Source organism: Providencia sp. PROV261 (assembly GCF_028477945.1).
Taxonomy (GTDB): Bacteria; Pseudomonadota; Gammaproteobacteria; order Enterobacterales; family Enterobacteriaceae; genus Providencia; species Providencia stuartii.
Genome location: NZ_JAMPMC010000010.1, coordinates 109,147 through 132,810, shown reverse-complemented (window position 1 = coordinate 132,810; position 23,664 = coordinate 109,147). Strand labels below are relative to the sequence as shown.

The 23,664-nt window shown below is 39.9% G+C and carries 22 protein-coding genes, 2 pseudogenes and 1 riboswitch; of the genes and pseudogenes, 9 read left to right on the top strand and 15 right to left on the bottom strand.

Going from position 1 to position 23,664, the window contains the following annotated elements:
• Positions 1 to 85 precede the first annotated feature (85 nt).
• Positions 86 to 2,341, top strand: a complete 2,256-nt coding sequence (locus PR675_RS06530) for a TonB-dependent receptor domain-containing protein (RefSeq protein WP_060561064.1) — start codon at positions 86 to 88, stop codon at positions 2,339 to 2,341.
• A 45-nt stretch (positions 2,342 to 2,386) separates the two neighbouring features.
• Here the strand turns inward: PR675_RS06530 and xseA are convergent, their stop codons facing one another.
• The gene (gene xseA / locus PR675_RS06525) at positions 2,387 to 3,766 is read right to left on the bottom strand and encodes an exodeoxyribonuclease VII large subunit (RefSeq protein WP_040133219.1); all 1,380 of its coding nucleotides are present in this window, start codon (positions 3,764 to 3,766) and stop codon (positions 2,387 to 2,389) included.
• Positions 3,767 to 3,937: 171 nt separating this feature from the next.
• On the opposite strand from xseA, the gene guaB reads away from it, so the two are divergent.
• Together guaB and guaA are read left to right on the top strand one after the other, a co-directional pair.
• On the top strand, positions 3,938 to 5,404 hold the full coding sequence (guaB, locus tag PR675_RS06520; protein ID WP_004920523.1) for an IMP dehydrogenase: 1,467 nt from the start codon (positions 3,938 to 3,940) through the stop codon (positions 5,402 to 5,404).
• Between the two features lie 86 nt (positions 5,405 to 5,490).
• On the top strand, positions 5,491 to 7,068 hold the full coding sequence (gene guaA / locus PR675_RS06515; protein WP_060561063.1) for a glutamine-hydrolyzing GMP synthase: 1,578 nt from the start codon (positions 5,491 to 5,493) through the stop codon (positions 7,066 to 7,068).
• Between the two features lie 285 nt (positions 7,069 to 7,353).
• Here guaA and PR675_RS06510 read toward each other — a convergent pair whose 3' ends face one another.
• Positions 7,354 to 8,124 carry a response regulator gene (locus PR675_RS06510; RefSeq protein ID WP_060561062.1) on the bottom strand — a complete coding sequence of 257 codons (771 nt, stop codon included), beginning with the start codon at positions 8,122 to 8,124 and terminating at the stop codon, positions 7,354 to 7,356.
• Positions 8,125 to 8,217: 93 nt separating this feature from the next.
• Positions 8,218 to 8,403, bottom strand: a pseudogene (locus PR675_RS06505) (IS481 family transposase); the annotation flags it as partial.
• 57 nt (positions 8,404 to 8,460) lie between these two features.
• On the opposite strand from PR675_RS06505, the pseudogene PR675_RS06500 reads away from it, so the two are divergent.
• Positions 8,461 to 8,765: pseudogene (locus PR675_RS06500) on the top strand (hypothetical protein); the annotation flags it as partial.
• A 409-nt stretch (positions 8,766 to 9,174) separates the two neighbouring features.
• Here the strand turns inward: PR675_RS06500 and PR675_RS06495 are convergent.
• From PR675_RS06495 to PR675_RS06460, 8 genes are all read right to left on the bottom strand, one after another.
• Positions 9,175 to 10,062, bottom strand: a complete 888-nt coding sequence (locus PR675_RS06495) for a hypothetical protein (protein WP_060561061.1) — start codon at positions 10,060 to 10,062, stop codon at positions 9,175 to 9,177.
• 215 nt (positions 10,063 to 10,277) lie between these two features.
• On the bottom strand, positions 10,278 to 10,595 hold the full coding sequence (locus tag PR675_RS06490) for a DUF1634 domain-containing protein (protein WP_060561060.1): 318 nt from the start codon (positions 10,593 to 10,595) through the stop codon (positions 10,278 to 10,280).
• A gap of 1 nt (position 10,596) precedes the next feature.
• Positions 10,597 to 11,442, bottom strand: coding sequence for a sulfite exporter TauE/SafE family protein (locus PR675_RS06485; RefSeq protein WP_060561059.1), 846 nt, complete (start codon positions 11,440 to 11,442; stop codon positions 10,597 to 10,599).
• A 15-nt stretch (positions 11,443 to 11,457) separates the two neighbouring features.
• Entirely contained in the window at positions 11,458 to 11,949 is a 492-nt protein-coding gene (locus PR675_RS06480; RefSeq protein ID WP_204375571.1) for a GntR family transcriptional regulator, read from the bottom strand.
• Between the two features lie 374 nt (positions 11,950 to 12,323).
• Positions 12,324 to 12,689, bottom strand: coding sequence for a HipA N-terminal domain-containing protein (locus PR675_RS06475; RefSeq protein WP_060561058.1), 366 nt, complete (start codon positions 12,687 to 12,689; stop codon positions 12,324 to 12,326).
• Positions 12,664 to 12,990, bottom strand: a complete 327-nt coding sequence (locus tag PR675_RS06470) for a helix-turn-helix transcriptional regulator (RefSeq protein ID WP_004920481.1) — start codon at positions 12,988 to 12,990, stop codon at positions 12,664 to 12,666. Before PR675_RS06470 ends, PR675_RS06475 begins: the two co-directional genes overlap by 26 nt.
• A gap of 268 nt (positions 12,991 to 13,258) precedes the next feature.
• The gene (locus PR675_RS06465) at positions 13,259 to 14,245 is read right to left on the bottom strand and encodes an SDR family NAD(P)-dependent oxidoreductase (protein ID WP_060561057.1); all 987 of its coding nucleotides are present in this window, start codon (positions 14,243 to 14,245) and stop codon (positions 13,259 to 13,261) included.
• Between the two features lie 95 nt (positions 14,246 to 14,340).
• Positions 14,341 to 14,895, bottom strand: a complete 555-nt coding sequence (locus PR675_RS06460; RefSeq protein ID WP_223854793.1) for a TetR/AcrR family transcriptional regulator — start codon at positions 14,893 to 14,895, stop codon at positions 14,341 to 14,343.
• 474 nt (positions 14,896 to 15,369) lie between these two features.
• On the opposite strand from PR675_RS06460, the gene alr reads away from it, so the two are divergent.
• Both alr and PR675_RS06450 read left to right on the top strand, forming a co-directional pair.
• Complete coding sequence (gene alr / locus PR675_RS06455; RefSeq protein ID WP_004920471.1) at positions 15,370 to 16,593, top strand: alanine racemase; 1,224 nt, start codon at positions 15,370 to 15,372, stop codon at positions 16,591 to 16,593.
• 207 nt (positions 16,594 to 16,800) lie between these two features.
• On the top strand, positions 16,801 to 17,538 hold the full coding sequence (locus tag PR675_RS06450; RefSeq protein ID WP_004920468.1) for a phosphatase: 738 nt from the start codon (positions 16,801 to 16,803) through the stop codon (positions 17,536 to 17,538).
• A 44-nt stretch (positions 17,539 to 17,582) separates the two neighbouring features.
• Here PR675_RS06450 and PR675_RS06445 read toward each other — a convergent pair whose 3' ends face one another.
• Positions 17,583 to 18,053 carry a GNAT family N-acetyltransferase gene (locus PR675_RS06445; protein WP_004920466.1) on the bottom strand — a complete coding sequence of 157 codons (471 nt, stop codon included), beginning with the start codon at positions 18,051 to 18,053 and terminating at the stop codon, positions 17,583 to 17,585.
• A gap of 218 nt (positions 18,054 to 18,271) precedes the next feature.
• Here PR675_RS06445 and PR675_RS06440 point away from each other — a divergent pair, with 218 nt between their 5' ends.
• The 3 genes from PR675_RS06440 to rlmA all read left to right on the top strand — a co-directional run bounded on the left by PR675_RS06440 (position 18,272) and on the right by rlmA (position 21,297).
• Positions 18,272 to 19,585 (top strand): serine hydrolase domain-containing protein, encoded by a 1,314-nt coding sequence (locus tag PR675_RS06440; protein ID WP_004920462.1) that lies wholly within the window; start codon positions 18,272 to 18,274, stop codon positions 19,583 to 19,585.
• Positions 19,586 to 20,170: 585 nt separating this feature from the next.
• A complete protein-coding gene (locus tag PR675_RS06435; protein WP_004920458.1) occupies positions 20,171 to 20,368 on the top strand; it encodes a hypothetical protein in 198 nt (65 codons plus the stop codon).
• 107 nt (positions 20,369 to 20,475) lie between these two features.
• On the top strand, positions 20,476 to 21,297 hold the full coding sequence (rlmA, locus tag PR675_RS06430) for a 23S rRNA (guanine(745)-N(1))-methyltransferase (RefSeq protein ID WP_040133482.1): 822 nt from the start codon (positions 20,476 to 20,478) through the stop codon (positions 21,295 to 21,297).
• Between the two features lie 45 nt (positions 21,298 to 21,342).
• Here the strand turns inward: rlmA and mntP are convergent, their stop codons facing one another.
• From mntP to PR675_RS06415, 3 genes are all read right to left on the bottom strand, one after another.
• Complete coding sequence (gene mntP, locus PR675_RS06425; protein WP_014656091.1) at positions 21,343 to 21,927, bottom strand: manganese efflux pump MntP; 585 nt, start codon at positions 21,925 to 21,927, stop codon at positions 21,343 to 21,345.
• A gap of 6 nt (positions 21,928 to 21,933) precedes the next feature.
• Positions 21,934 to 22,112, bottom strand: a riboswitch (yybP-ykoY riboswitch).
• 151 nt (positions 22,113 to 22,263) lie between these two features.
• On the bottom strand, positions 22,264 to 22,722 hold the full coding sequence (locus tag PR675_RS06420) for a DUF986 family protein (protein ID WP_004920450.1): 459 nt from the start codon (positions 22,720 to 22,722) through the stop codon (positions 22,264 to 22,266).
• A 90-nt stretch (positions 22,723 to 22,812) separates the two neighbouring features.
• On the bottom strand, positions 22,813 to 23,664 hold the full coding sequence (locus PR675_RS06415; RefSeq protein WP_004920447.1) for a PTS mannose transporter subunit IID: 852 nt from the start codon (positions 23,662 to 23,664) through the stop codon (positions 22,813 to 22,815).

The following is a 23,664-nucleotide window of genomic DNA, read 5'->3' as shown; positions in this document are numbered from 1 at the left end:
AGTTGCATGGCAAAATTAAAGCATTAAATTTTATTTGGATGCATGTGAGCGCATGTTTAATTATCGCGTTTACAGGAATGGTTTAATGAATAATAAATTAAAAATAGTAGGAGCCAGCTTATTATGTGCTGGGCTTCATAGTATTGCTTTTGCAGAAGATACACAGCAACAACAAAATAAAGGTATCGTACAATTTAGTAAATTAAAAATTTCAGGTACTGAGAAACAAACGCCATTAGTTAAAGCCTTGGAAAAGCCAGGGGCATTTAGTGCAGTAGGTACGCAAAATAAACTGGAAGGATTAGATAAAATTATTCGTACTATGCCGGGAACCTACACCCAAATGGACGCGAGCCAAGGTACAGTCAATGTCAATATCCGCGGTTTGAGTGGATTTGGTCGTGTTAATATGATGGTGGATGGTATTAGCCAAACATATTATGGCATTTCACCGAGTAACTACACCCATGGTCAACAACCAAATAATGATTTTGGGGCATTAATTGATCCCAATTTTATTGTTAAAGTTGAAGTTGAAAAAGGGCAGTTAAATGGTGGAGAGAGTGTCAATGCACTTGTAGGTAGCGCTAATTTTAGAACTATCGGTATTGACGATGTGATTTTTGATGGCAACTTATATGGCTTAAGAAGCAAAGCCCGTTGGGGGGATAATGGATTAGGCTATAATGGCATGGTTGCCGTTGCAGGGAAAACGCCAGTTAATACCAATGATGGATATTTAGGTGGCTTAATTGCAGTCAGTGGTCATAATATCCCCGCGAATTATAAAAATGGTGCAGGTTATGATAGTGATGATTTTGCCACTGATCATACTTTTAAACAAAAACCCCAATCGCAACTCACCAAATTGAAATATAAACCTGATGATAGCTATGAATTAGAATTTAGTGGGCGTTTTTATCAAAATAAATTAACTCGCCGTAAAATAAATAGCGAGGATTATTATCTTAAATATAAATATACGCCACTTAATGAGTTAATTGATACTGAGCTTATTATTAGTCATGGAGAGAGTAAGCAGACATTTGAAGGGGATTCATTGGGTTGGGCATTACGTCAAGGTGAATCCAAAAATAATGCAGATGGGATCAATCTTGCCAATACGAGTCGTTTTTCTTATGGGGAGACGGACTATGAATGGAAAATAGGTTCTAAGCTGTTAAAAAATAAATATGAACGTAAAGTAAGTTCGGTATCTGACCAAAATACAATCATTTATAACCAGTTCTCACCCAGTGGCACATTAGACTTAATGAGTTTGTATACGCAATTCAATGCTAAATATGATATTTACTCAGCCACTTTTAATCTGAATTATGCACATTACAAGCTAAAAGGGTTTAAACCCGCTTGCGATGATGACGTTAAATGTTTCCCTCAAGGCGACGCATCAATAAACTTAAAAGAGGGAGGCTTCAACCCGGGGGTATTGCTTTCGGCAGAAATCATTCCTGAATTTCAACCTTTTGTAAGTTACGCACACTCAATGCGTGCACCAAATTCCCAAGAGGTATTTTTCTCTCAGAATGGCGGTAACTCAATGAACCCATTCTTAAAAGGAGAAAAAGCACAAACATGGCAAATTGGTTTCAACAGCATGAGACCTGATCTCATCGTGCAAGATGACCAATTCACGATGAAAGCGCTTTGGTTCCATACTAGAATTAAGGATTATATTACCAGTAAGCCTTATTTGTTGTGTCGACCAAGATCATACGCTGAATTTACATGGTGTTTGATGAATGAAAGTGTCTGGGATAAAGAGTTCCCGGATTTTATGCAGAAAAGTTATATCTATATGAACGATCCACGCGAGGTCAACTTACGGGGTTATGAATTACAAGCTAATTATGATGCAGGCGTTTTTTATTCAACATTATCTTATACCAAAGAGACGGGTGACCAGCCTAATTCGATAGCCAGCGTTGCTGATTTTAGCGCGGGGGATTTTACTGAGTTACCAGACTATTATTTGACGCTAGATACAGGTGTTCGGTTATTAGATGAAAAGTTGACATTAGGCTCAGTCATTACTGTTACAGGGCCAGCAAAGCGTATTGGCGTTGAATCATTAGTTGATAATAATGGTGATGCATTGAAAGATAAATATGAAAAGCAACCGACAGTTATTGACTTGTATGCTGATTATGAAATCAATAAAAATGTCACATTGATGTTTACAGTGAATAATGTGACCAATGAGGTTTATTCTGACGCCTTGAACCGTTCAAATTCGACGGCCATTATGGAAGTGCGTGGTAATAATAACGCAACGGCAAGAGGGCGTTCATATATGCTAGGTGGTGTCGTTCGCTTCTAACTCGTAATCAATATCAGGGTATCAACGTGTTGATACCCTTTACGCCTATTTTAAAACAGAACGAGGTGCACGTTTCATTTTCATTTTAGTGATATCAGTGACTTCACTTTCTACCCACCCATCATTTAGGCGTGTTTTAAGCTTTTGGCCTAATTTCACCTGAGAAGTTTTTTTCAATACTGCACCGTCAGAGGTTTCACTAATACTAAAGCCACGAGCCAATGTAGCCAGTGGGCTGACCGTTTCCATTTTTGAACAAGCGACCGCAAAACGCTGCTTATAGCTATTCAGTAACTCGGTCATCATATTCTGTAAATGGTATTGTGTCTGTTGTAGCGACCGATGTTGCCGTTGTAATTGAGGCCGCAAGTCTTGTTGTGACAGCCGACGTTGTAATTGATCATGGCGTAGCTGAGCGGTTTGCAACCGCCTTGTGATAGTTTGGGTCAGTTTCTGATTAAGCAGGCTCAATTGATGTTGTTGCCTTGCTAAACGGAGTTGTGGATGTTGTTGCTGTAAGCGATGCTGTAAACGACTAAAACGTTGCTGCTGCCCTGCAAGGTAATAATCCATCGCCATTTCAAGACGCTGTTGAGCAGAATGTAATTGGCGAATTAATTCCACTTGGTTACGGCTAACCAATTCAGCGGCAGCCGAAGGCGTCGGAGCGCGAACATCGGCCACAAAATCGGCGATCGTGATATCCGTTTCATGACCTACCGCACTAACAATAGGTAATCGGCTAGCAAAAATAGCTCTAGCGACAATTTCTTCATTAAACGCCCATAAATCTTCTAATGAGCCACCACCACGCCCCACAATCAGTACATCACACTCACCTCGTTGATTGGCTAACTCAATCGCTCGGGCAATTTGTGCAGGAGCTTGATCTCCTTGAACGGCTGTTGGGTAGATCACAACTGGGAGTGATGGGTCACGGCGACGTAAAATATGCAGAATGTCGTGTAATGCAGCGCCTGTTGCTGAGGTAATAACACCAATGCGTTTTGCAGGGGAGGGTAAGGGCTGCTTATGTGTTACATCAAATAAGCCTTCTGCGCCTAGCATTTGTTTGAGTAACTCAAAACGCTGCTGTAGCAGACCTTCGCCAGCCGGTTGCATGCTTTCAATGATAATTTGATAGTCACCACGAGGCTCATAAAGTGTGACACTTGCCCGTACTAAAACTTGTTGACCATTTTGTGGACGAAATGTGACGCGTGCATTTTGTCCGCGAAACATAGCCGCACGAACCTGAGCTTTGTCATCTTTTAATGTGAGATACCAATGACCAGAGCTAGGTTGCGAAAAGTTTGATATTTCGGCTGTCAGCCATATTTTACCCATTTGGCGGTCTAGAAGTTCACGGACAGCTTGATTGAGTTTGCTGACAGAATAAATTCCACTATTTTGTTGAGTCGACATGTGAGCTAGATCAAATTCTAAAACAATGACTTAATTGGTTGATACTAACCTAGTCAGAGGAGTTATCAAGTTTTTTTTCAAAAAAGGACTGGAGGCAATCGGTTTCGGTGTGTATAATGCCGCGGCAATATTTTATACCTTTCCATAACGCTGCCTGGTGAGATATTGCCTATGTTACGCATAAAAAAAGAAGCTCTAACTTTCGACGACGTATTGCTCGTTCCTGCACACTCAACCGTATTACCAAACACGGCCGATCTATCAACCCAACTGACTGCAACTATCCGCCTGAATATTCCTATGCTTTCTGCAGCGATGGATACAGTGACTGAATCTGATCTTGCGATTGCACTGGCTCAAGAGGGTGGCCTTGGTTTTATCCACAAAAACATGTCTATTGAGCGCCAAGCGGAAGAAGTTCGTCGCGTGAAAAAACATGAAAGTGGGGTTGTAACTGATCCGGTTACCGTTACCCCTGAGACAACGATCCGCGAAGTTCAAGAAATGGCAGAACGTAATGGTTTTGCTGGTTATCCTGTTGTGGCTGCGGATAAATCGCTTGTGGGGATCATTACAGGTCGTGACGTTCGTTTTGTTACCGATCTGGATCAGCCTGTCACTGCGGTAATGACACCGAAAGAGCGTCTCGTTACGGTAAAAGAGGGCGAAGCTCGCGAAGTTGTACTGCAAAAAATGCACGAAAAACGCGTTGAAAAAGCCCTGGTGATCGATGATAACTTCCACCTGTTAGGCATGATCACAGTTAAAGATTTCCAAAAAGCAGAACGTAAACCAAATGCTTGTAAAGACGAACAAGGTCGTCTGCGTGTTGGTGCGGCAGTTGGTGCTGGCGCGGGCAACGAAGAACGTGTTGATGCGCTGGTGGCTGCGGGAATCGACGTATTATTGATCGACTCTTCACACGGTCACTCTGAAGGTGTATTGCAACGTATTCGTGAAACACGCAAAAAATACCCAGACTTACCGATTATCGGTGGTAACGTCGCAACGGCTGAAGGTGCAAAAGCACTAGCGGAAGCGGGTGTGAGTGCCGTTAAAGTGGGTATCGGCCCTGGTTCTATTTGTACTACGCGTATTGTGACGGGGGTCGGTGTACCGCAAATTACGGCAATTGCTGATGCTGTCGAGGCATTAGAAGGAACAGGTATCCCTGTCATTGCCGATGGCGGTATTCGTTTTTCTGGCGATATTTCTAAGGCGATTGCCGCAGGGGCAGCCTGTGTTATGGTTGGCTCCATGTTTGCAGGAACAGAAGAATCTCCGGGTGAAACTATCCTTTTCCAAGGACGTAGCTATAAAGCCTATCGAGGCATGGGCTCATTAGGCGCAATGTCTAAAGGCTCTTCAGACCGTTATTTCCAGTCTGATAATGCGGCTGACAAATTAGTTCCAGAAGGGATTGAAGGGCGCGTTGCTTATAAAGGCCGTCTAAAAGATATTATCCATCAACAAATGGGTGGATTACGTTCCTGTATGGGGCTGACAGGTTGTGGTACTATTGATGATCTTCGTACTAAAGCCGAGTTTGTCCGTATTAGTGGTGCGGGTATCCAAGAAAGCCACGTACATGATGTAACCATCACTAAAGAGTCCCCGAACTACCGTCTGGGACAATAACAGATAATGATTCAGGGTAGCTCCGTAGTTAATTACGGAGCTACCAATTTTTTATTTTTGACTTGAATTTTTGGAATTCTCCTCAAATGACAACAAATATCCATAAGCATCGCATTCTTATCCTTGATTTCGGCTCACAGTACTCACAACTGATTGCTCGCCGTGTTCGTGAAATTGGCGTTTATTGTGAACTCTGGGCGTGGGACGTTTCAGAAGAGCAAATCCGTGAATTCAATCCAAACGGTATCATCCTTTCTGGTGGCCCAGAAAGCACCACAGAAAATGATAGCCCACGTGCTCCTGAGTATGTATTTAATGCAGGTATACCCGTTTTAGGTATCTGCTATGGCATGCAAACCATGTCAATGCAACTTGGTGGTACCGTCGAGGTTTCTGGTGAGCGTGAATTTGGTTACGCAAAAGTTGAAATCACTGAGCAATGTGATTTGTTCCGTGATATTCAAGACTCACTCAACGAAAATGGTACGCCAGTGCTGGATGTCTGGATGAGCCATGGCGATAAAGTGACTGCGATCCCCGCGGATTTTAAAACTATCGCAAGCACACCAAACTGCCCATTTGCAATCATGGCAAATGAAGAGAAAAAATTCTATGGTGTTCAATTCCACCCAGAAGTAACACACACTTACCAAGGCCTCAATATTCTGAAGCGCTTTGTGCAGGATATTTGCCAATGTGAAGCTCTGTGGACGCCAGCGGCGATTATTGATGATACTGTAGCACGCCTCAAAGAGCAGATTGGCGATGATCATGTGATTTTAGCACTGTCTGGCGGTGTCGATTCTTCTGTAACCGCTTTGTTGTTAAACCGTGCGATTGGTAAACGACTCACGTGTGTATTTGTTGATAACGGCTTGTTGCGTTTAAACGAAGCTGATCAAGTGATGGAGATGTTTGCAGGTAAATTTGACCTAAACATTATCCATGTGAAAGCAGAAGATCGTTTCCTGAGTGCATTAGCAGGTATTCACGACCCAGAAGCAAAACGTAAAGCGATTGGTCATGTATTTATCGATGTGTTTGATGAAGAAGCTTCAAAACAAACGCAAGTTAAATGGTTGGCACAAGGTACTATCTATCCAGATATTATTGAATCTGCGGCGTCAGCGACGGGTAAAGCGCATGTCATTAAATCTCACCATAACGTCGGTGGGTTACCAGAAGATATGAAGTTAGGCCTAGTTGAGCCATTGAAAGAGCTGTTCAAAGATGAAGTTCGTAAAATTGGTCTTGAACTTGGCTTGCCATACGACATGCTATATCGTCACCCATTCCCTGGTCCAGGCCTCGGCGTACGTGTTTTAGGTGAAGTGAAAAAAGAGTATTGTGATCTTCTGCGTCGTGCCGATGCTATCTTTATTGAAGAGCTACACAAAGCAGAGCTTTATCACAAGGTTAGCCAAGCATTTACGGTATTCCTGCCTGTGCGTTCTGTTGGTGTGATGGGTGATGGTCGTAAATACGATTGGGTTGTTTCTTTACGTGCAGTTGAGACAATCGACTTTATGACCGCACACTGGGCTCATTTACCATATGATTTCTTAGGCCGTGTTTCAAACCGCATTATCAATGAGGTCGATGGGATTTCAAGGGTCGTGTATGATATCAGCGGTAAGCCACCAGCAACGATCGAATGGGAGTAGGGCTGGCTATAAATAGCAAATTAAGCCTTTCCAACTAACTTTAATGCCAGTCAGTTTATTGACTGGCATTTTTTATTGAGTATATGACTTCTATTTTTAAGGCCGTAATTCTATAACATCGGCTATGTCCTAAAAATAAAAGCCATTACCAATAAAATGGCGGTATTCCAAAACAGTCTAGCCGGAAGTGCTTACAAGGGCATGATGAGGTCAATCTAATCGACAAATGAGATACTGGCCGTTGTAAGCGTCCGGCAACCGTAGAGGGCGAATTTAATGGCTTTGTTATGAGCCATTGGTAATCGCACCCATGACAGTTTGAAAGAGTTCTTCTGCCCGATTAGTGGAGCCAATTGCACCTCTTTCTCTTGCCATTCTCTTGTGCTCTGGTAAATCTGAGGACGCATAGATCATAAAAGGAGTTTTGTCTCCCATTGCGCGTAATCTTTCTAATAAGACATAACCTTCTTGCGCTCCTTCTTTGCGAGCCATATCCGAAATAATAGCTGCAAACTTATTTGTTTTTAACAATTCCAAGGCTTCGTTAGTTGAAAGAGCTAAAGCGAACTCTATTCCCTGTGCCTCAAATGCATGTCTTTCGTAAACATTATTTTCTGGTCGATCATCCACCCATAAAATACGATTTCGCCATTTTTCATGCTTATTCTGCCGTTTTGCATTGGATACAACATTGACGATTTTTTGCAGCTGGCTTTCAGTGACCTCTACACTATTTTCAGGCTGTTTTGCTGCGGCGGCAGCCAATGATGCTGCTGTAGCTATTTGTGCTCTTAAAAAATTATTTTCATCTTTGAAATCTGACGGACCGTAAAGCTTATTATGGTGTTTTGCAACAAGCCAGAGAAAGCCAAGAAACACAATGACAGGAAAGAAAACCATGAAATAAATAAGGAGAGCTATATGCTCTGATAAGCTATTACCAAAGCCAACGACGAAAGAGGCAAATCCATAAACGAGAACAATAAAAAGTGCAATGATACCAAGAGGGCTTTTGGTAAATCCTATTGCAGTTTCAGCAAATTTCTCTGGTTTCATATCCATCCTCGGTATTGCTTATTACACAGTTAAGTTGTATTAGATTAGGCATGATCTGACAATTACCAGCTATTTATAAAGGTATCTGTCAGATTACATCTGGATTAAGTTTTTCTCAGCCCAGATGTACTTTCCATCAAGTAACGTTTTCATCGGCGTCCGGCCACAGCACATTTTCCCCTAATGGGTTCGCTCATTATTATAGTGAACCAGCCATTCATCAAGAACCGATTGTGACACTTCAAGATTATCATATGACTTTTTGCAGAACGCCACCTGGCCTCTGTCTGTATCCTCAGCATTGTCAGGCTCTGTGGAGTGAGTGACCTCGTTCCCATAGACGACTACGTTATCCACAAAAGCAGGGAAACACAGTGATAGCTGAAGGAAAACCCAAATTTCAGGGTGATTTATCAGTCAGTTTATTCACCATGGGCGATTCACGTTGAATGGCTCTGGCAAGCGTTACATGACACGATAACCGCAGTCATCAGTACTGTTCGATGAGGCAACTGCTGCAAAAGGTACGTGACTTTATGAAAACTGTTAGCCCATTTCCTAGAGGGAAAATATACTGGCAAAAGTATAGCGATATTAGACGCTGCTATTTAGAATCCTCTGCTTGGTCTAAAGCCTACTAAAACGTCGACAAGTAGCAAAAAATAAAAAAATTCTGCGTATGGTATGGATGATGGTACTGAGAAAATCCACCTTTCTAACTAGCTGTTATGTTAATGAATATTCTTATCATTGATAATTGAGTGGGAATAATTTAGCTATTGTTGATAACAGTTTTTAGTTGTCGATAAATTCAAAGGCATCAGTTACTTACTGTTGCTTTTTTTATTTTTAACAGTCTTTAATCGTTGATAATTACCGATAATTTTGACGCTATCAGAAATAATAATGGCTAAAGAGGGCGATCAAGCTATTGGTAGTATTAAAATTAAGAATCCAATTGAGCTTAGTTACTCAGAAAATTTAGCGAATAATGCTTTAATTATCTACGTAGTCAAAAAATCTCTTAGCCTTAATATATCGCCTATATACTTATAGTTCATTGTTTAGTCCATCAAAGTCGACTTCACCTGTTATTTTATCAATATCAAAATAAGCGACAACGGGAGTGGTTGCTGGATCACCACCTCCCCCTCGACAGCGCGACGACTGGTGATCTTCACGTACTAATAAACGAAACCTATTATTATTATTTATACCTTCATAAAAGTGGCAGGAATATTCTACATTCATCCAGAGCGAAACAACTCTAATGGCTAAATCAAGGCTGGATGGATTAATATCATTGCGATAACTGTCACCATGATTTAACTGCCACAACCGCTCTTTTTTTATCCATCCTCTAACAATTTCACCCGTTGATGTATAATAATTAACAAGAATAAATGTACCTTCAGCATCTTCTTGCCCTGAAACTTGGTCTCCAGGGATAACAAATACGTCGTCAACGATGCATGAGTCATCAGGTGCTGAGTAAAAATTCGCTTTTTTATTACCGATAATTTGATAGTGATTATTCTTTACAGGAAAACTAATACCGATTTGTTGTTCTTTTATATTCGCACACTTTTTAGAGGTTGTGATTTTACTTTTCAGACTTTGAAAAAATTGTGCTTGTACCCATCCTGTGACAAATTGATTATTTATATCTCGATAACGAATATATAAATACTCTACACCCTTTATTTCACCAATTTCACGGAAGACTTCTACTTGATCACCTGAAATAATAAATGTTGCTAATCGGCAATTCTTATCCGGTGCAGAATAAAAATAAGCTCTACTTCCGTCTTTGACTACCATTGTTTGGTAATTAAATCCAGCTTCAGCACCATATATAGAAGCGATAAGATCGCATTGCTCATTGGCATGTAATGATATTGAAAATAATAACAAAAAATATAAATAGAACCGTTTCATTTTATTCTTTGAAATTCAGGATAGAGAGTTTCCTTTTTATCAAACATATAATGAATTTGCTTTAGGATTATGATTAGTTATTGCTAAAGTACGCTAAACTCCCATCTGGGCTAGTTTTTCCATCTGGTGAATAATGTTCCTTATTTTCTACAGAGAAGGCTCTAAAACAGACGTATAAACTTTTGTGATCCAAGAAGAATAGACAACACGTCAGGCTAGGGGAGGTTTATTTCAATAAATACACCTGCCGCTATTGTACATAGAACAAAACAAGCAATCGTAGCGTAGAGATAATCGTGCTCACGTAAAAATAGCACTAGCATGAGTATGACTCGAGCAACAGGAAGAAAAATAAATAAAATAATACCTATTTTTATGATGGGATAACCGCCGAATGATAATGGGAAATAGGCAGCAAGTGCATTGATAATAACGCCGATGGCTATCAGTACTGTCGCAAACCATGTACCATACCAGAGCAAATTCGCAATAAGTTGATCCCGTATTTCTATATTTCTTGTGAGCTTCTTCATTCTACACAGACTCAACCAAAAGTTGGATATCAAAAGCACTTAACAGCATTTGAACTGCCAATAGCGCGAGAATGATAACGAAAAAGATCCGCAATTTTTCCGCTGGTAACCACATCAGTAAGCGCGCGCCAATGAGCGCACCAATAACCGAGCCTAAAGTGATAGGCCCCGCAATATCAATATCGATATCACCACGAACAAAATAAGCGCAGGCACTGGCAGTCGCAGTAACACCGATCATAAAGTTTGATGTGGCAGAAGAAACTTTAAGAGGGAGTCGTAAAGCAGAATCCATCGCAGGAATTTTAAGAACACCAGAACCAATACCGAGTAGTGCGGAAAGTAAACCTGCACCGTACATAAGTAACATACCGAGTGGTAAATGCCCTATTTGATAACTGACTTCTTTTCCGACATGATCAGGGTAGCTGGCGTGTAATTGTAATCGACTTGCCCAGCTTGTAGGTGGAGAAGTGACATGATGTGTTTGATGCCTTCGAGTCAACATTTGTTTAGCAGAAAGCCCAAGAATAATAGCGAATAGCCCATATAACACTGGCGTTGAAATTATTCCGATAAGAAACACACCCGTTAATGCTCCAATCGTCGTAGCCGTTTCAAGAACGATGGCCAATCTTACATTTGCAAGGCGTCTTTTAAGAAAGGGAGCAGCACTCACACATGAGCAAGCAATCACAGAAATAAGACTTGCTCCGATCGCAATATGAATATCAATACCAAAGATGAATATCAGGATGGGTACAATAAAGATACCACTTGCCATACCTAATACACCGCCAAGGGCGCTTGCGCTAAACGCAGCTAAAACTAGCCATAAAGATCCCATGACTTAATTTCCCTATCATGAACGGTCACGTGGACGTCGAACCAAGCGAGTCACAAAACGAATTAGATCGCCACGGTAATAGAGTTTTTCGTAATCAATAGGGCGATGCCCATGAGTATAGGATGTACGTTCAATCATAAAGACAGCACCCCCCGGCTGAATATTGAGAGCCTGTGCGACTTCAGCAGAAGCGGTAACTGCTTCAAGTCGATATTCTGCTTCGGTCAGTGGTAAGTGATATTTATCTTCCAGTAGAGAAAAAATTGGCTCAACATCAAGGTCATGCGTAGTGATCTTTTCACCAATCTCCTGTGGTAGGTAGGCCTCATCAAAAGACATTGCGACACCATCGGCTAGACGGACGCGTTTAATTTGCATCACCAAGCTGCCTGTTGAAACTGAAAGCTGCTTAGCGACATCAGCTTTAGCGGGCACGACCTGTGTTCCGAGCAAACGAGCCGTTGGTGTACGGCCTAGAGCCAACATATCTTCAACAAAGCCTGTCAATTCGGTCAACTCTTGTGTGATTTTAGGCTCTGTGACGAAAGTGCCTTTGCCTCTTCGGATGGGAGCTGACTACCGGGGGGTAAAATACCGGTAGAGATGTCAGCTGCTAAAGCCGCTTGGACTTGAGCATAAAGTGGTGTGTGTTCTTGTTCAATTTTCATTCGCTAATCATGACATCATGATGTCGTAATGTCAATTTACTAGGCGTAAGATAATTGAAGATTGAATTTTTTATTAGGTGATTAAGAACAAGGCTAAGCATCATTAAAGAGGCGATAAAATACAAAGCGTTAGCTAAGAGAGAGAGTATGGATAGATGGTTTTTACGCGTGAAGAAGTATTAATCGAATGGTCGGAAAGTGATTGCCGCCTTATTAAATGTTCAACCTTAAATTCGCGTTTACCTCGTCGATTAATGACTTTGGCACATCCCATTCCTTTGCTAACGTTGGCCATTTCGAGACATGTTCAATCGTTTCATCGATGACTGCATTACCGAAGTCATCGGGTAGGGAGTCTGCGATTAAACCAGAAAAGCCTTTAAAGGTGTTAAAGTCTAATTCTGGGAAGCGAAATATTGTTGAAGACAAAGGCATTTTTAAAGGGGATAGTTCAATCCCTTTTTTGAGAAAACTGGGTTCATATTCAAAAGCACCAATCTTTCTCTCTGTATCAAAACTGAGTGCACCGATGGTTTGATTATGATAACTTCCATTACCATTCAATGTGCTCCTCTTCATTCTCTTGTCGCTGACCAGATGCTCTTTGGCGCTTTTTTCCTTGTAATTTAGCTAGTTGTATAGGTGAAATAGGTTGTGCAGGTAAAAATAAATCAAGTTGCTCCGTTAAATTTAAAGCCTGCATGATAGCGATAAAAATTTCTAGTTGCGCTTTACCTTTCTCAGCATTGATAACTGTTTTACGTGCGACACCAGCAAATTCTGCGACCTCAGATTGCGTTAGGTTTTGATTCAAGCGAGCCTGTTTTAATCGTTCTCCAAGTTGCTCTGCAAGTGCAATAGCACTTATTTTATTATTCATATAAAGACCCTATTTGGTGACTTTAAATGCAAAAATAACTGATAATGTAACTATTATGGTACTTTATTTTTATTAAGTAAAGGTTGCTGGTAGTGTAACCAAAAAAGAGCTTTAGCATAAAAATACTCATTTAAAGTAACTAAAATGGAACTTTATAAAAATTAGTTTATTTGTTGTTGATAAACCGCGTAAAGGCAAACATGCTTGAAAGCCCCTTAATTGAAAAGGGGCGGATGGACTAGATAACTTTTACCGTGCAAAGGGGTAATTAAGTTATCGGCAGTGAACTATTCTGAGGAAATGCTTCACCAACCATTTGTTCGCTTTTTAGCCATAATGCTTTGGCAAGTTGTGGGTCGATAGCATAAGTGCGAAGACCGAAAAAACCCGGTCCATCATTAACTTGTGCAACTTGGCAATCTTCGCAATATTGACCACCAATTTCATCCGCATCAGCGACGGCAGCAGCCCATACGGTGGTTGCTGCACCTTGTGGGATTGTTTTAGTTTCTAAACTGGATAAACCGGCTTGCTGGTTAAGTGAATTGATCATGGTGCCAATTTCGGCTTGATCTTCAGCTGACATATTGCGGCTCAAGTTAGTAGCAATATTACCGGGGTGAATAGCGCAAGCGCGAATACCCAGGTTGCGATAACGGCGGTCAAATTCAACAGCAAATAAAATGTTGGCAGTCTTTGAACGACTATAGGCAAGTTGTGGCTGATAGTCAGTATAGGAGAAATTAAGATCGTTAATATCAAAATCGAATAAACGGTGTCCTGCTGAGGAAACGCTAATAACACGAGCGCCTGAATTTAATAAAGGTATTAGGCGATTAACAAGTACAAAATGACCTAAGTGGTTAATACCAAACTGAGTTTCAAAACCATCGGCAGTATGACCAAATGGTGTCGCCATCACACCAGCGTTATTAATGATAATATCAATTGGTTTTCCGGCTGCGAGTAGTTTGTCAGAGCATGTGCGTACAGAGGCAAGAGATGAAAGATCTAATTCAACGAGCTCGAAACTGCCTTGTGGGTTAGCGCCACGAATAGCGTGAGCTTGCTTTTCACTTTTAGCAGTATGGCGAACGGTACCAATAACATGAGCGCCACGTGCGGTTAATGCTCTAGCAATTTCAACGCCAAGACCAGAAGAAGTTCCTGTAACGAGAATACGTTTATGACTTAAATCGATGTTATTTAAAACGTCATCAGCGGTGGAGGTGGCACCGAATAGGTTCTTTTTCATGTAATTCTCCTTAATATATGAGCACTAAAAAAGCCCCGCGCTCTTAATTTCAATATGGAAAACAACTTACTACATGATGGTGATTGACTGATTTTTTAACAAATCGAAACGGGAGCTGTAAAACAGTCAACGAGTATTTTTGTGCGTTGAAATAATTCGGTGGTGGTTGGGTTATCTGCAAGTTGGCCATTTAATGCCAATAAAAAGACCTTTGCTGCCATCTCATCTTGTAAAATGACTGCAACACATTGCAGGATAAATTGCTGGTGCTGCTGCACAATACTAGGGGCAAGCTGCTCACAGATATCATAAAATTCTGCACCCATCGGTGCGCCTATCCTGTCAGCCCAAGGTTCGAGGATCAGTAATTGGCTAACTTGCATTAAACGCTCTTGTGAGGAGCGTTGTGAGTGAGCCACTTTTTTGGCGCTAGGTTGCCTTGATACCAACCATTCAACAAATACGTTGATAAAAATTTGCTCTTTATCTTTAAAATGTTTGTATAACAGTGTACGAGAAAGGTGGGCTCTGTTCGCAATATCCTCAAGTGAGGTTTTTTTAAATCCAAAATTTAAGAAGCACCAACGAGCAGATTGTAAAATATGCGTTTGTCGTTGATTAATTTCTTCTTGGTGCATCTTTATTGGCACATCCACGCTCCATATAGGCTAATGCAAATTTGACACTATTAGATAATCTTATTTGGATGTTGACAAAGTTAACTAATATTGTCAATTCGTCAAAATAACTAGATGTAAAGCTCGCTTTATGGAAGTGACTAAATATGTTACTTCCATGATGGGCTAAATAATGTTGATAAATAGCATGATTAATCGGGTTTGTATGCACGTCATAGAAACGTGCTTTTAGCTAATGCCGATAGGAAAACCTTTTTTAATGTAAATTTATCAAATGGTTATGTTTGTTTTGTTGAATGGCTTGGTTATTATTCACCCTTAATCAAATAATTAATTATTCACTTTTACTGCATTAATTGCTTGTTCAAAATATTCAACTTGATATTATTTCTATCCTATATGCATCAAATGTATATTTTCACTCTCCATAATTATAAAAATAATTTATTGGAGAATCTATTTCATTGATTACTAAGGATATAAAAGATGTCATTTCGGTTGAGATATCTTGCTTTACTTCCTCTATTGGTCGCAACAGCTTGCCAGCAACCTGCAAACACCAACACCAAAGCGATCCCTGACGCACAAGTCCAACCCATTATTGTGAATAATTCTTGGATAGAAATTTCTCGTAGTGCACTCGATTTCAATATTAAAAAAGTGCAGGCGTTGCTGGGGGATAAGTCATCGCTTTGTGCTGTATTGAAAGGGGATGCGTATGGTCATGATTTGACGCTGGTAACGCCTCTGATGATTGAAAATAATGTGCAATGTATTGGCTTAACAAATAATCAAGAATTTAAACAAGTCAGAGAGTTAGGTTTCAAAGGCCGTTTGATGAGAGTGCGTAATGCCACTGAACAAGAAATGGCACAAGCAACAGCCTATGACGTTGAAGAGCTTATCGGTAATCTCGATATGGCACAGCGTTTAAATGATATTGGTAAAAAGCAAAATAAAGTAATACCAATCCATTTAGCGTTGAATTCAGCGGGAATGTCACGTAATGGGCTAGAAGTGAGTCATGCGCAAGGCCTCAATGACGCAAAAATGATTGCTCAATTACCTCAGCTAAAAGTTGTTGGCATCATGTCGCATTATCCTGAAGAAGATGAGGCTCAAATCCGCAAAGATTTAGCGAAGTTTAAAAAGCAGTCACAACAAGTCCTTGATGTAACTGGATTGAAGCGTGAAGATGTCATTTTGCATGTGGCGAATACCTATGCAACCATCACTGTACCTGAGTCATGGCTTGATATGGTGCGTGTTGGCGGTATTTTCTATGGTGACACGGTAGCAACGAAAGACTATAAGCGTGTCATGACATTAAAATCGAATATTGCCTCGGTGAATCATTACCCTAAAGGAAACACGGTCGGTTATGACAGAACCTATACGCTAAAACGTGACTCTGTATTGGCTAATATTCCTGTCGGTTATGCTGACGGCTACCGCCGAGTATTCAGCAATGCGGGGCACGCATTAATTAATGGGCAAACGGTGCCTGTATTAGGAAAGACATCAATGAATACCGTGATGGTCGATGTGACTGACTTAAAGCAAGTCCAACCCGGAGATGAAGTTGTTTTCTTTGGTAAACAAGGTAATGGTGAAATCACTGCCGAAGAGGTTGAAGATATCAGTGGAGCATTATTTACTGAAATGTCAATTCTTTGGGGAGCGACCAACAAACGTATTCTTGTCGATTAAAGATAGCATTGCAGTAGGAAAAGAGAGCGAGTAGATATTCGCTCTTTTTATTTGTTATTTAGGCGTGTCACTGCTGATATTGGCGTATCCATTAAAATATGAGTTATGGCATCGCTATCGTAATAACATCTTGATATGTTAGCTTGAATGATCATTTGATTATTTGATAGTGTCGGAAGGCACACAATAGAATTAGAAGGGTAGCATATGTATCAAGTTGATTTGCATGCGCATACTATTGCCAGCACACATGCCTATAGCACGGTTAATGAGTATTTTTCCGAGGCAGCACGTAGAGGGATAAAACTGTTTGCCATTACAGATCATGGCCCTGAAATGGACGATGCTCCACATCAGTGGCATTTTGCCAATATGCCTATTTTGCCACGTATTGTGAATGGCGTTGGTTTGCTCTACGGTATTGAAGCGAATATTAAAAATAAGCAAGGTGAAATCGACTGTAATGAAAAAATGAACAGGCAATTAGATATTATCTTAGCGGGCTTTCATGAACCAGTTCTTGCACCACAAAGTCAGGCGGATAATACAGAAGCGATGATTGCCACAATTCAAAGCGGCAAAGTACACATTATTACGCATCCGGGGAACCCTAAATACCCGATTGATATTCGTGCGGTTGCTCAAGCAGCAAAAGAGTGTAATGTCGCATTGGAAATGAATAACTCATCATTTTTGCATTCTCGCGTTGGCAGTGAATCAAATTGTCTGGCAATAGCTAAAGCAGTGAAAGAAGTGGGTGGCTGGGTTTCATTGGGCTCTGATTCACATTATGCGGGATATTTAGGTAATTTTGATAAAGTGGTTGAGATGTTAACCGCGATTGATTTTCCCCAAGAGCAGATCTTAAATGTCACTCCCCGCAGGGTATTGGATTTTCTTGAATCACATGGAAGAAAAGCCATTCCTGAATTTGCTGATTTTTAAATTATAAAGCCGTTTAGTCATCATTAAACGGCTGAAATAGGTTGCTAAAGCGATAAGGTCATATTAATACAAGGAAGATAGCTTTGAGCTAATGCAGAATAATATTGGCCTTTGTTTTGAGAAATAAACCCTTGCTTTTGATAAAACCGTTCGGCATTAGGTGTCGATTCTAAAGTGAGTTGTTTGATATGACGGAATTTAGCTTCTTGTTTGATCCTGTCCATAATTAAACGGGCTGCGCCTAAACCTGAATATTCAGGTAAAGTAAAAATAGCATCAACACTGTGCTGTTTAAGGTTTAAGAAACCTGTGGCGATTGGAATATTAAGCTCATTAACAACCACAAAAAATGGATTTTCTTCCACCATAGTTCGATAGCTTTCTGGCATTTTGTCTGGCGTCCACGCCATAATCACACTATGGCTAAAGCTTTGTTTACAAGAGTGACGAATCGCGTTATTTCTGATAAACCAAAGTTGTTCGGCTTCAGATGGTACAGCGAGTCTAATTTCCATTAAGCCCCCAGTTACATAATAAATTTCTGTGTTATCAAATCAGAAATCAGATTAATAAACAACTTAATCACCAAAGTACTGCTGAAGATTAAAAGTAATCCCATAAAAGAGCCGTATCCCTTCGTCTTTTTGGTCGATAGCGATAATAAAATCCAACGCTAAGATATTAATGACAATAAAAAGAGCTAGTTGTTATTATTATTATAAAAGGTCACCCTATGAAAAAATACAAAGTAAATGTATGTTTATTCTCGGCTTTATTCTTTACATCGCTCTATGGTTATGCAAATCAAACTGACAACGAATGTCATGTGCCTGCTTTATCGCAATGCCCTCAGCCTGTTGATAGTCACTACCCAAATGTTAAAGACATGCTGACATGGGATCAAAATGAACGATTGCTTGGTTTTCGTAATGATTACCGCTCTTACCCCGGAGATGTATTCCATGCAATTAATCCCAAACCGCTAGAAAGAGAAATTCAAAACTTAGTTGATGTCACTTACCAATTGAAAGGGATGACATATAACCTTGATGACTATATTAAGCGTAATGATGTTACTGCATTAATGGTGATAAAACAGGGAAAAGTCGTCTTTGAATATTATGGTAAAGGAAACACGCCAAAAACGTTATGGACCTCGCGTTCGGTCGGAAAATCAGTTGTTTCAACTCTAGTTGGGATAGCACTACAGGAAGGTAAAATAGCCTCATTAGACGATGCCATAGTTAAATACAATCCAAGTGTTAAAGGAACCGCTTGGGAAGATGTGACAATAAGGCAGTTGTTACAACACACCTCTGGGGTTGAGTGGGGGGAAGATTATGAAAACCTAAACTCAGATTTTGCCAAAATGACCGAGTGTGAAGCAAACCCGAAAATCTATGAGTGTGTGCAACAGTTAGTTATCAATCCTAAACGAAAATCCTATGCAAAAGCTGGGGAAGTGTGGCAATACAATTCAGGCGGTGCGTGGTTATTAGGGGATACACTTGAAAAAGCAACGGGTGTATCGATAGCACAATATCTCGAAAATAAGATATGGCAACCTTTTGGTATGACGAGCGACGGGGTATGGCAAAGCTATGAATTAAATAAACATAATACAGGGGCACATGGTTTTAATGCCACGTTAGAGGATTGGGGTAAGTTTGGGCTATTTTTTGCAGGGAATGGAGTCTTGCCAGATGGTCACAAATCATTACCGGATAATTGGGTGAATGAGTCTAAAAGCTGGGTACAAGCGAAAAACTCGGTGAATCCAAGTTACCCAGAAGGGATCTATGGCTTTGAATGGTGGAACAATAGCGTTCCGCAAAAAATGCAAAATGCACAACCTAAAGAGGGCCTAGATGGGAACAATACATTGTGGGCATTGGGAATTTTTGGGCAAATTATTGTGGTCAATCCAAAAGAGCAGCTAGTCATTGTTCAGTGGTCCACATGGCCAGTTGCTCATCCAGCAGAAGATGGGCAGCCGTTAGAAGCCTCATTAGTTTTTAATGCAATTAATAACTATCTAAACAAATAATATACTTAATAAATATGAAACGATCGCTCAATTAAAACAAGCGATCGTTTTTATATGTAAAAAGAGCTAATTTGGAAAATAAAAAATAGATTGACTCCTTGTTGAGCTTTCATTGATATTTCACAGCCAATAGATGACGATTTTTTTGATTTTTTGCCTATCGGATAATTTAAAATGTTGTAATTTGTGTTATGTGGTTTTTTATATTTACTTTGAAGCGGTAAAATGGCTTCTTTATCATGATATTACTCAATAAATAAATTCAATTGGTTTTTATGAGTGCCTCGCCTTTTGTTATCTTATTGTTTTTATTGGATAAATAAATCAATGAGTAATTGATGTTATTTTTTAATAAAAATGAATAGGTAAAGAAAATAAAGTTATCACTAAAAGGAATTTTCTATCATTAGACTCATTGTTAATAAAGTAAATAGAACATCAACAAATCGCATAAATATTACCTCATAAATAACCTATAAAAAATTTATAAATCTTTAAGTTTTTCCTATTGTAGTGTATTTAAAAAATATGATTTATTGATATCGCAAGAACATCCTTGTATACATAAATTTGAAGGTATTTAGAATGAAAAAGTTATTAGCAATTGCGACGGTATTGTCATTAGCCATTTCGGGTTCGGCACTCGCTGCAGGTACAGCAAAAGAGGGGAAAACATCGCCTACGGTGAAAACACAGCAAAGTAGCCAATCGCATTCATCGAGCAACAGCAAAGCTCATAATCAACCAGTAAAGAAAAAGACTCCAGACTCTACTAAAGGTTAATGAGCCACCACTAATGTCAATCCAGTCTCAGTGCCATGGGAAATATACAGCCCGTGGCGCTGAATCTATATGGTATACTGCTTTTTATTTATCAAGATATACCTGTTATGAGCTATCAATGCCCCCTGTGTTTTAGTCCTTTAAAGTTGAATAATAATAGTTGGCAGTGTTCCAATAACCATCAATTTGATCGTGCAAAAGAAGGTTATGTGAACTTACTGCCAGTACAACATAAGCGTTCTAAGGATCCTGGTGACAGTGCCGAAATGATGCAGTCTCGGCGGCAATTTTTAAATGCAGGTCATTATGATCCAATGCGTCAATGTGTGACTGAGAAATTAGCGCAATACCTTTCTGAGCAGAGTGAAAATGTATTAGATATTGGTTGTGGAGAAGGGTATTACACTGACTATTTTATGCAAAGCTTAATAAAACAGCGGGCAATTAAAGCTGTTTTTGGGTTAGATGTATCAAAAGCCGCTATTCGTTATGCAGCAAAACGCTATCCATCAGTCAATTTTTGTGTTGCCTCTAGTCACCGTTTGCCTTTCCCTGAACAAAGTATTGATGCGATTGTTCGTATTTATGCACCTTGCAAAGCGGAAGAATTAGCTAGAGTTCTGCAACGTTCGGGAATACTGATTACTGTAACACCGGCTCCTGAACACTTACAGGAATTGAAACAGTTGATTTATAGTGAGGTTAAATTACATCCAATTAAAGAAGAAGCCTTGCCGCAATTTAAATTAGTGGATGAAACCAATTTAAAGTACTCAATGCACTTAACAGGGGATGAAGCATTTGCATTATTACAAATGACCCCTTTTGCATGGCGAGCTTCTGTGGATGTTAAAAATACATTACAACAGTCAGAACCAAAAGATTATACGGCTGATTTTCTGATACGGGTGTATCAACTTATTGATTAACAAAATGAGATTACTCCCCCTACCAGTTCAGTAGGGGGGTATAAATTATGCGCTGTACATAAATACTTCGAGATGTTCGAAGAGGATATTAAAGCCAATAGCGATTAATACTATCCCACCGATAATTTCTGCTTTTTTTCCTAATAGTGGCCCCACATAACGACCAATCATCATACCTACCGTGGCCATGATCATGGTCATGAGGCCAATTGTCATTGCGGTATGCACAATATCAACTTGTAAAAATGCAAGACCAAGTCCGATAGCCATTGCATCAAGACTAGTGGCAATAGCAGAAAGTACTAAGCTAAGAGAGCTGTTGCGTGAAGGCGGTGTGCAGCAGTCATCATCGCTTTTGGCTTTAATACCTTGCCAAATCATACGAGAGCCAAGAATGAAGAGCAGGCCAAAAGCAATCCAATGATCCCAACGAATAACATATTGGCTTGCGAGAATACCAATTCCCCAGCCTATAATTGGGGTGAGTGCTTCAATAATACCGAAAATAAAACCAGTGCGGAGGATCTCTTTAAAGCGGGGTTTGTGCAGAACAGCACCTTTACAGATAGCGACAGCAAATGCGTCCATGGAAAGGGCGAGTGCTAAAATAAGCGTAGCGTAAAAGCTCATAATATAAACCTCGGTTGGGTGCATCCATATACACATGAATTACCCCCAACCAAAAGGCTTATTCATGTGTCTATGGTCTTGCCAACCAAGATGGCGTCCGCACCACGTTTAAAAAACAAACGAGTATGTTGATACGGACATTCTGGATATATTTCCAGAACAGGCTACTCCCCAATGACGTGGTTCGAAAGATATCATAAATTAATTGAAAGGCAACACTTAATTTTATGTGGATATTAAAACTCATTGAGAATAATTTTCATTTGCAGAAATAAAAAAATTGAGGTTAATTAAATTTGTTATTAACCTCAATCTTAATGTGAATATATATAACCATTATTTATGATTAATGAAAAATTCATATATTCTTTGTAAATCATCAAGTTGAGAAACTTGAATGTGGATTTTCTTATGCTCTAAGCCGATAATTAGAATTCCGTCTTCTGATAAATTCATTGTTTTTATTCTGTCGTACAATATAAATGTGTTTGCAAAATAAAAACCTGTTTGTTTAAAAAATAGCTTTGGTGCTCGAATAAAAGCCAAATAGACTGACATTAAAATTGTAACCATTAATAAATAAGTGGTTAACATACTACCGTGTCGTGAAATATTGGTATAAATAACGATACAGATTAAGACAATAAAGATAATTGCATCGACACGATGTTTACGTCTGAGGTTAATTTTGAGTAGGGTTTTTCCCTTAAGTAAATGTTGAATAAACTCATCGTAAATTGCATACAGCAGCATCAGTAAAATAATAATGGCTAGTATGAAATCATTTAAGGTCATTTTCAGTGCCCTTGGCTAAGTAAACGTGCTAGAGAGCTTAAAAGTAAAAATGGGAGGCTGCAACCTCCCATTTCAGTTTATTACAGCAAATTATGGTGCTAAGAACTTCAACCAAGCACCTAAGATACCAAGGCCAAAGAAGCCAATGATGATCCACAGTGGGTTAACTTTACGGCGAAGTAGCCACATACATGCAAAAGTTAGTAATAATGGAACTAAACCAGGCATCAAATCATTCAAAATATCTTGAATGGTTTTGATTTCCATAACTTTTGTTGTTGGGTTCTCAATATTGGAAACAACGACGGGAATGTTGACCTTGGTCCATTTATTCACCAAGGCACCCATAACAAATAGCCCCAGTATTGATGCACCTTCAGTCAGTTTTTGTAAGAATCCGCCACCGATATCTTGAACAATATCAACCCCTTTTTTATAGCCATACGCAACGCCATAGTAGAGCGTTAATAGGCGAACAAGGTTGAATAGAACAAAGAAGAGGATTGGGCCGAGTAGGTTACCAGTCATTGCAATACCGGCGCCTAGGGCTGCAAATACAGGACGAACAGTACCCCAGAAGATTGGGTCACCAACCCCGGCAAGAGGTCCCATTAAACCCACCTTAATACCGTTGATGGCACCATCATCAATATCTGCACCATTCGCACGTTGCTCTTCCATCGCCATGGTGACACCTAAAACAGGCGCAGCAACGTAAGGGTGGGTGTTAAAGAACTCAAGATGGCGTTTGATTGCTTGTTTACGCTCATCGTTATTTTCAGGATACAGGCGACGGATCACCGGAACCATTGAATAACAGAAGCCCAGCGCTTGCATACGTTCAAAGTTCCAAGAACCTTGTAACAAGTTAGAACGCAAGAAGACGCCGCGAATATCGCTTTGTGTAAGCTTTTTCGCTGTTGGATTTGTTGTATCTACCAT

Excerpts from the sequence above, each read along its gene's own strand:
- PR675_RS06530 (WP_060561064.1), top strand. The coding sequence starts at position 86 with ATGAATAATAAATTAAAAATAGTAGGAGCCAGCTTATTATGTGCTGGG.
- PR675_RS06490 (WP_060561060.1), bottom strand. The coding sequence starts at position 10,595 with ATGAAGAAGCTCACAAGAAATATAGAAATACGGGATCAACTTATTGCG.
- guaB (WP_004920523.1), top strand. The coding sequence starts at position 3,938 with ATGTTACGCATAAAAAAAGAAGCTCTAACTTTCGACGACGTATTGCTC.
- PR675_RS06485 (WP_060561059.1), bottom strand. The coding sequence starts at position 11,442 with ATGGGATCTTTATGGCTAGTTTTAGCTGCGTTTAGCGCAAGCGCCCTT.
- alr (WP_004920471.1), top strand. The coding sequence starts at position 15,370 with ATGTCATTTCGGTTGAGATATCTTGCTTTACTTCCTCTATTGGTCGCA.
- PR675_RS06435 (WP_004920458.1), top strand. The coding sequence starts at position 20,171 with ATGAAAAAGTTATTAGCAATTGCGACGGTATTGTCATTAGCCATTTCG.
- PR675_RS06495 (WP_060561061.1), bottom strand. The coding sequence starts at position 10,062 with ATGAAACGGTTCTATTTATATTTTTTGTTATTATTTTCAATATCATTA.
- PR675_RS06420 (WP_004920450.1), bottom strand. The coding sequence starts at position 22,722 with ATGACCTTAAATGATTTCATACTAGCCATTATTATTTTACTGATGCTG.
- guaA (WP_060561063.1), top strand. The coding sequence starts at position 5,491 with ATGACAACAAATATCCATAAGCATCGCATTCTTATCCTTGATTTCGGC.
- PR675_RS06465 (WP_060561057.1), bottom strand. The coding sequence starts at position 14,245 with ATGAAAAAGAACCTATTCGGTGCCACCTCCACCGCTGATGACGTTTTA.
- rlmA (WP_040133482.1), top strand. The coding sequence starts at position 20,476 with ATGAGCTATCAATGCCCCCTGTGTTTTAGTCCTTTAAAGTTGAATAAT.
- xseA (WP_040133219.1), bottom strand. The coding sequence starts at position 3,766 with ATGTCGACTCAACAAAATAGTGGAATTTATTCTGTCAGCAAACTCAAT.
- mntP (WP_014656091.1), bottom strand. The coding sequence starts at position 21,927 with ATGAGCTTTTACGCTACGCTTATTTTAGCACTCGCCCTTTCCATGGAC.
- PR675_RS06440 (WP_004920462.1), top strand. The coding sequence starts at position 18,272 with ATGAAAAAATACAAAGTAAATGTATGTTTATTCTCGGCTTTATTCTTT.
- PR675_RS06470 (WP_004920481.1), bottom strand. The coding sequence starts at position 12,990 with ATGAATAATAAAATAAGTGCTATTGCACTTGCAGAGCAACTTGGAGAA.
- PR675_RS06450 (WP_004920468.1), top strand. The coding sequence starts at position 16,801 with ATGTATCAAGTTGATTTGCATGCGCATACTATTGCCAGCACACATGCC.
- PR675_RS06475 (WP_060561058.1), bottom strand. The coding sequence starts at position 12,689 with ATGAAGAGGAGCACATTGAATGGTAATGGAAGTTATCATAATCAAACC.
- PR675_RS06510 (WP_060561062.1), bottom strand. The coding sequence starts at position 8,124 with ATGAAACCAGAGAAATTTGCTGAAACTGCAATAGGATTTACCAAAAGC.
- PR675_RS06415 (WP_004920447.1), bottom strand. The coding sequence starts at position 23,664 with ATGGTAGATACAACAAATCCAACAGCGAAAAAGCTTACACAAAGCGAT.
- PR675_RS06445 (WP_004920466.1), bottom strand. The coding sequence starts at position 18,053 with ATGGAAATTAGACTCGCTGTACCATCTGAAGCCGAACAACTTTGGTTT.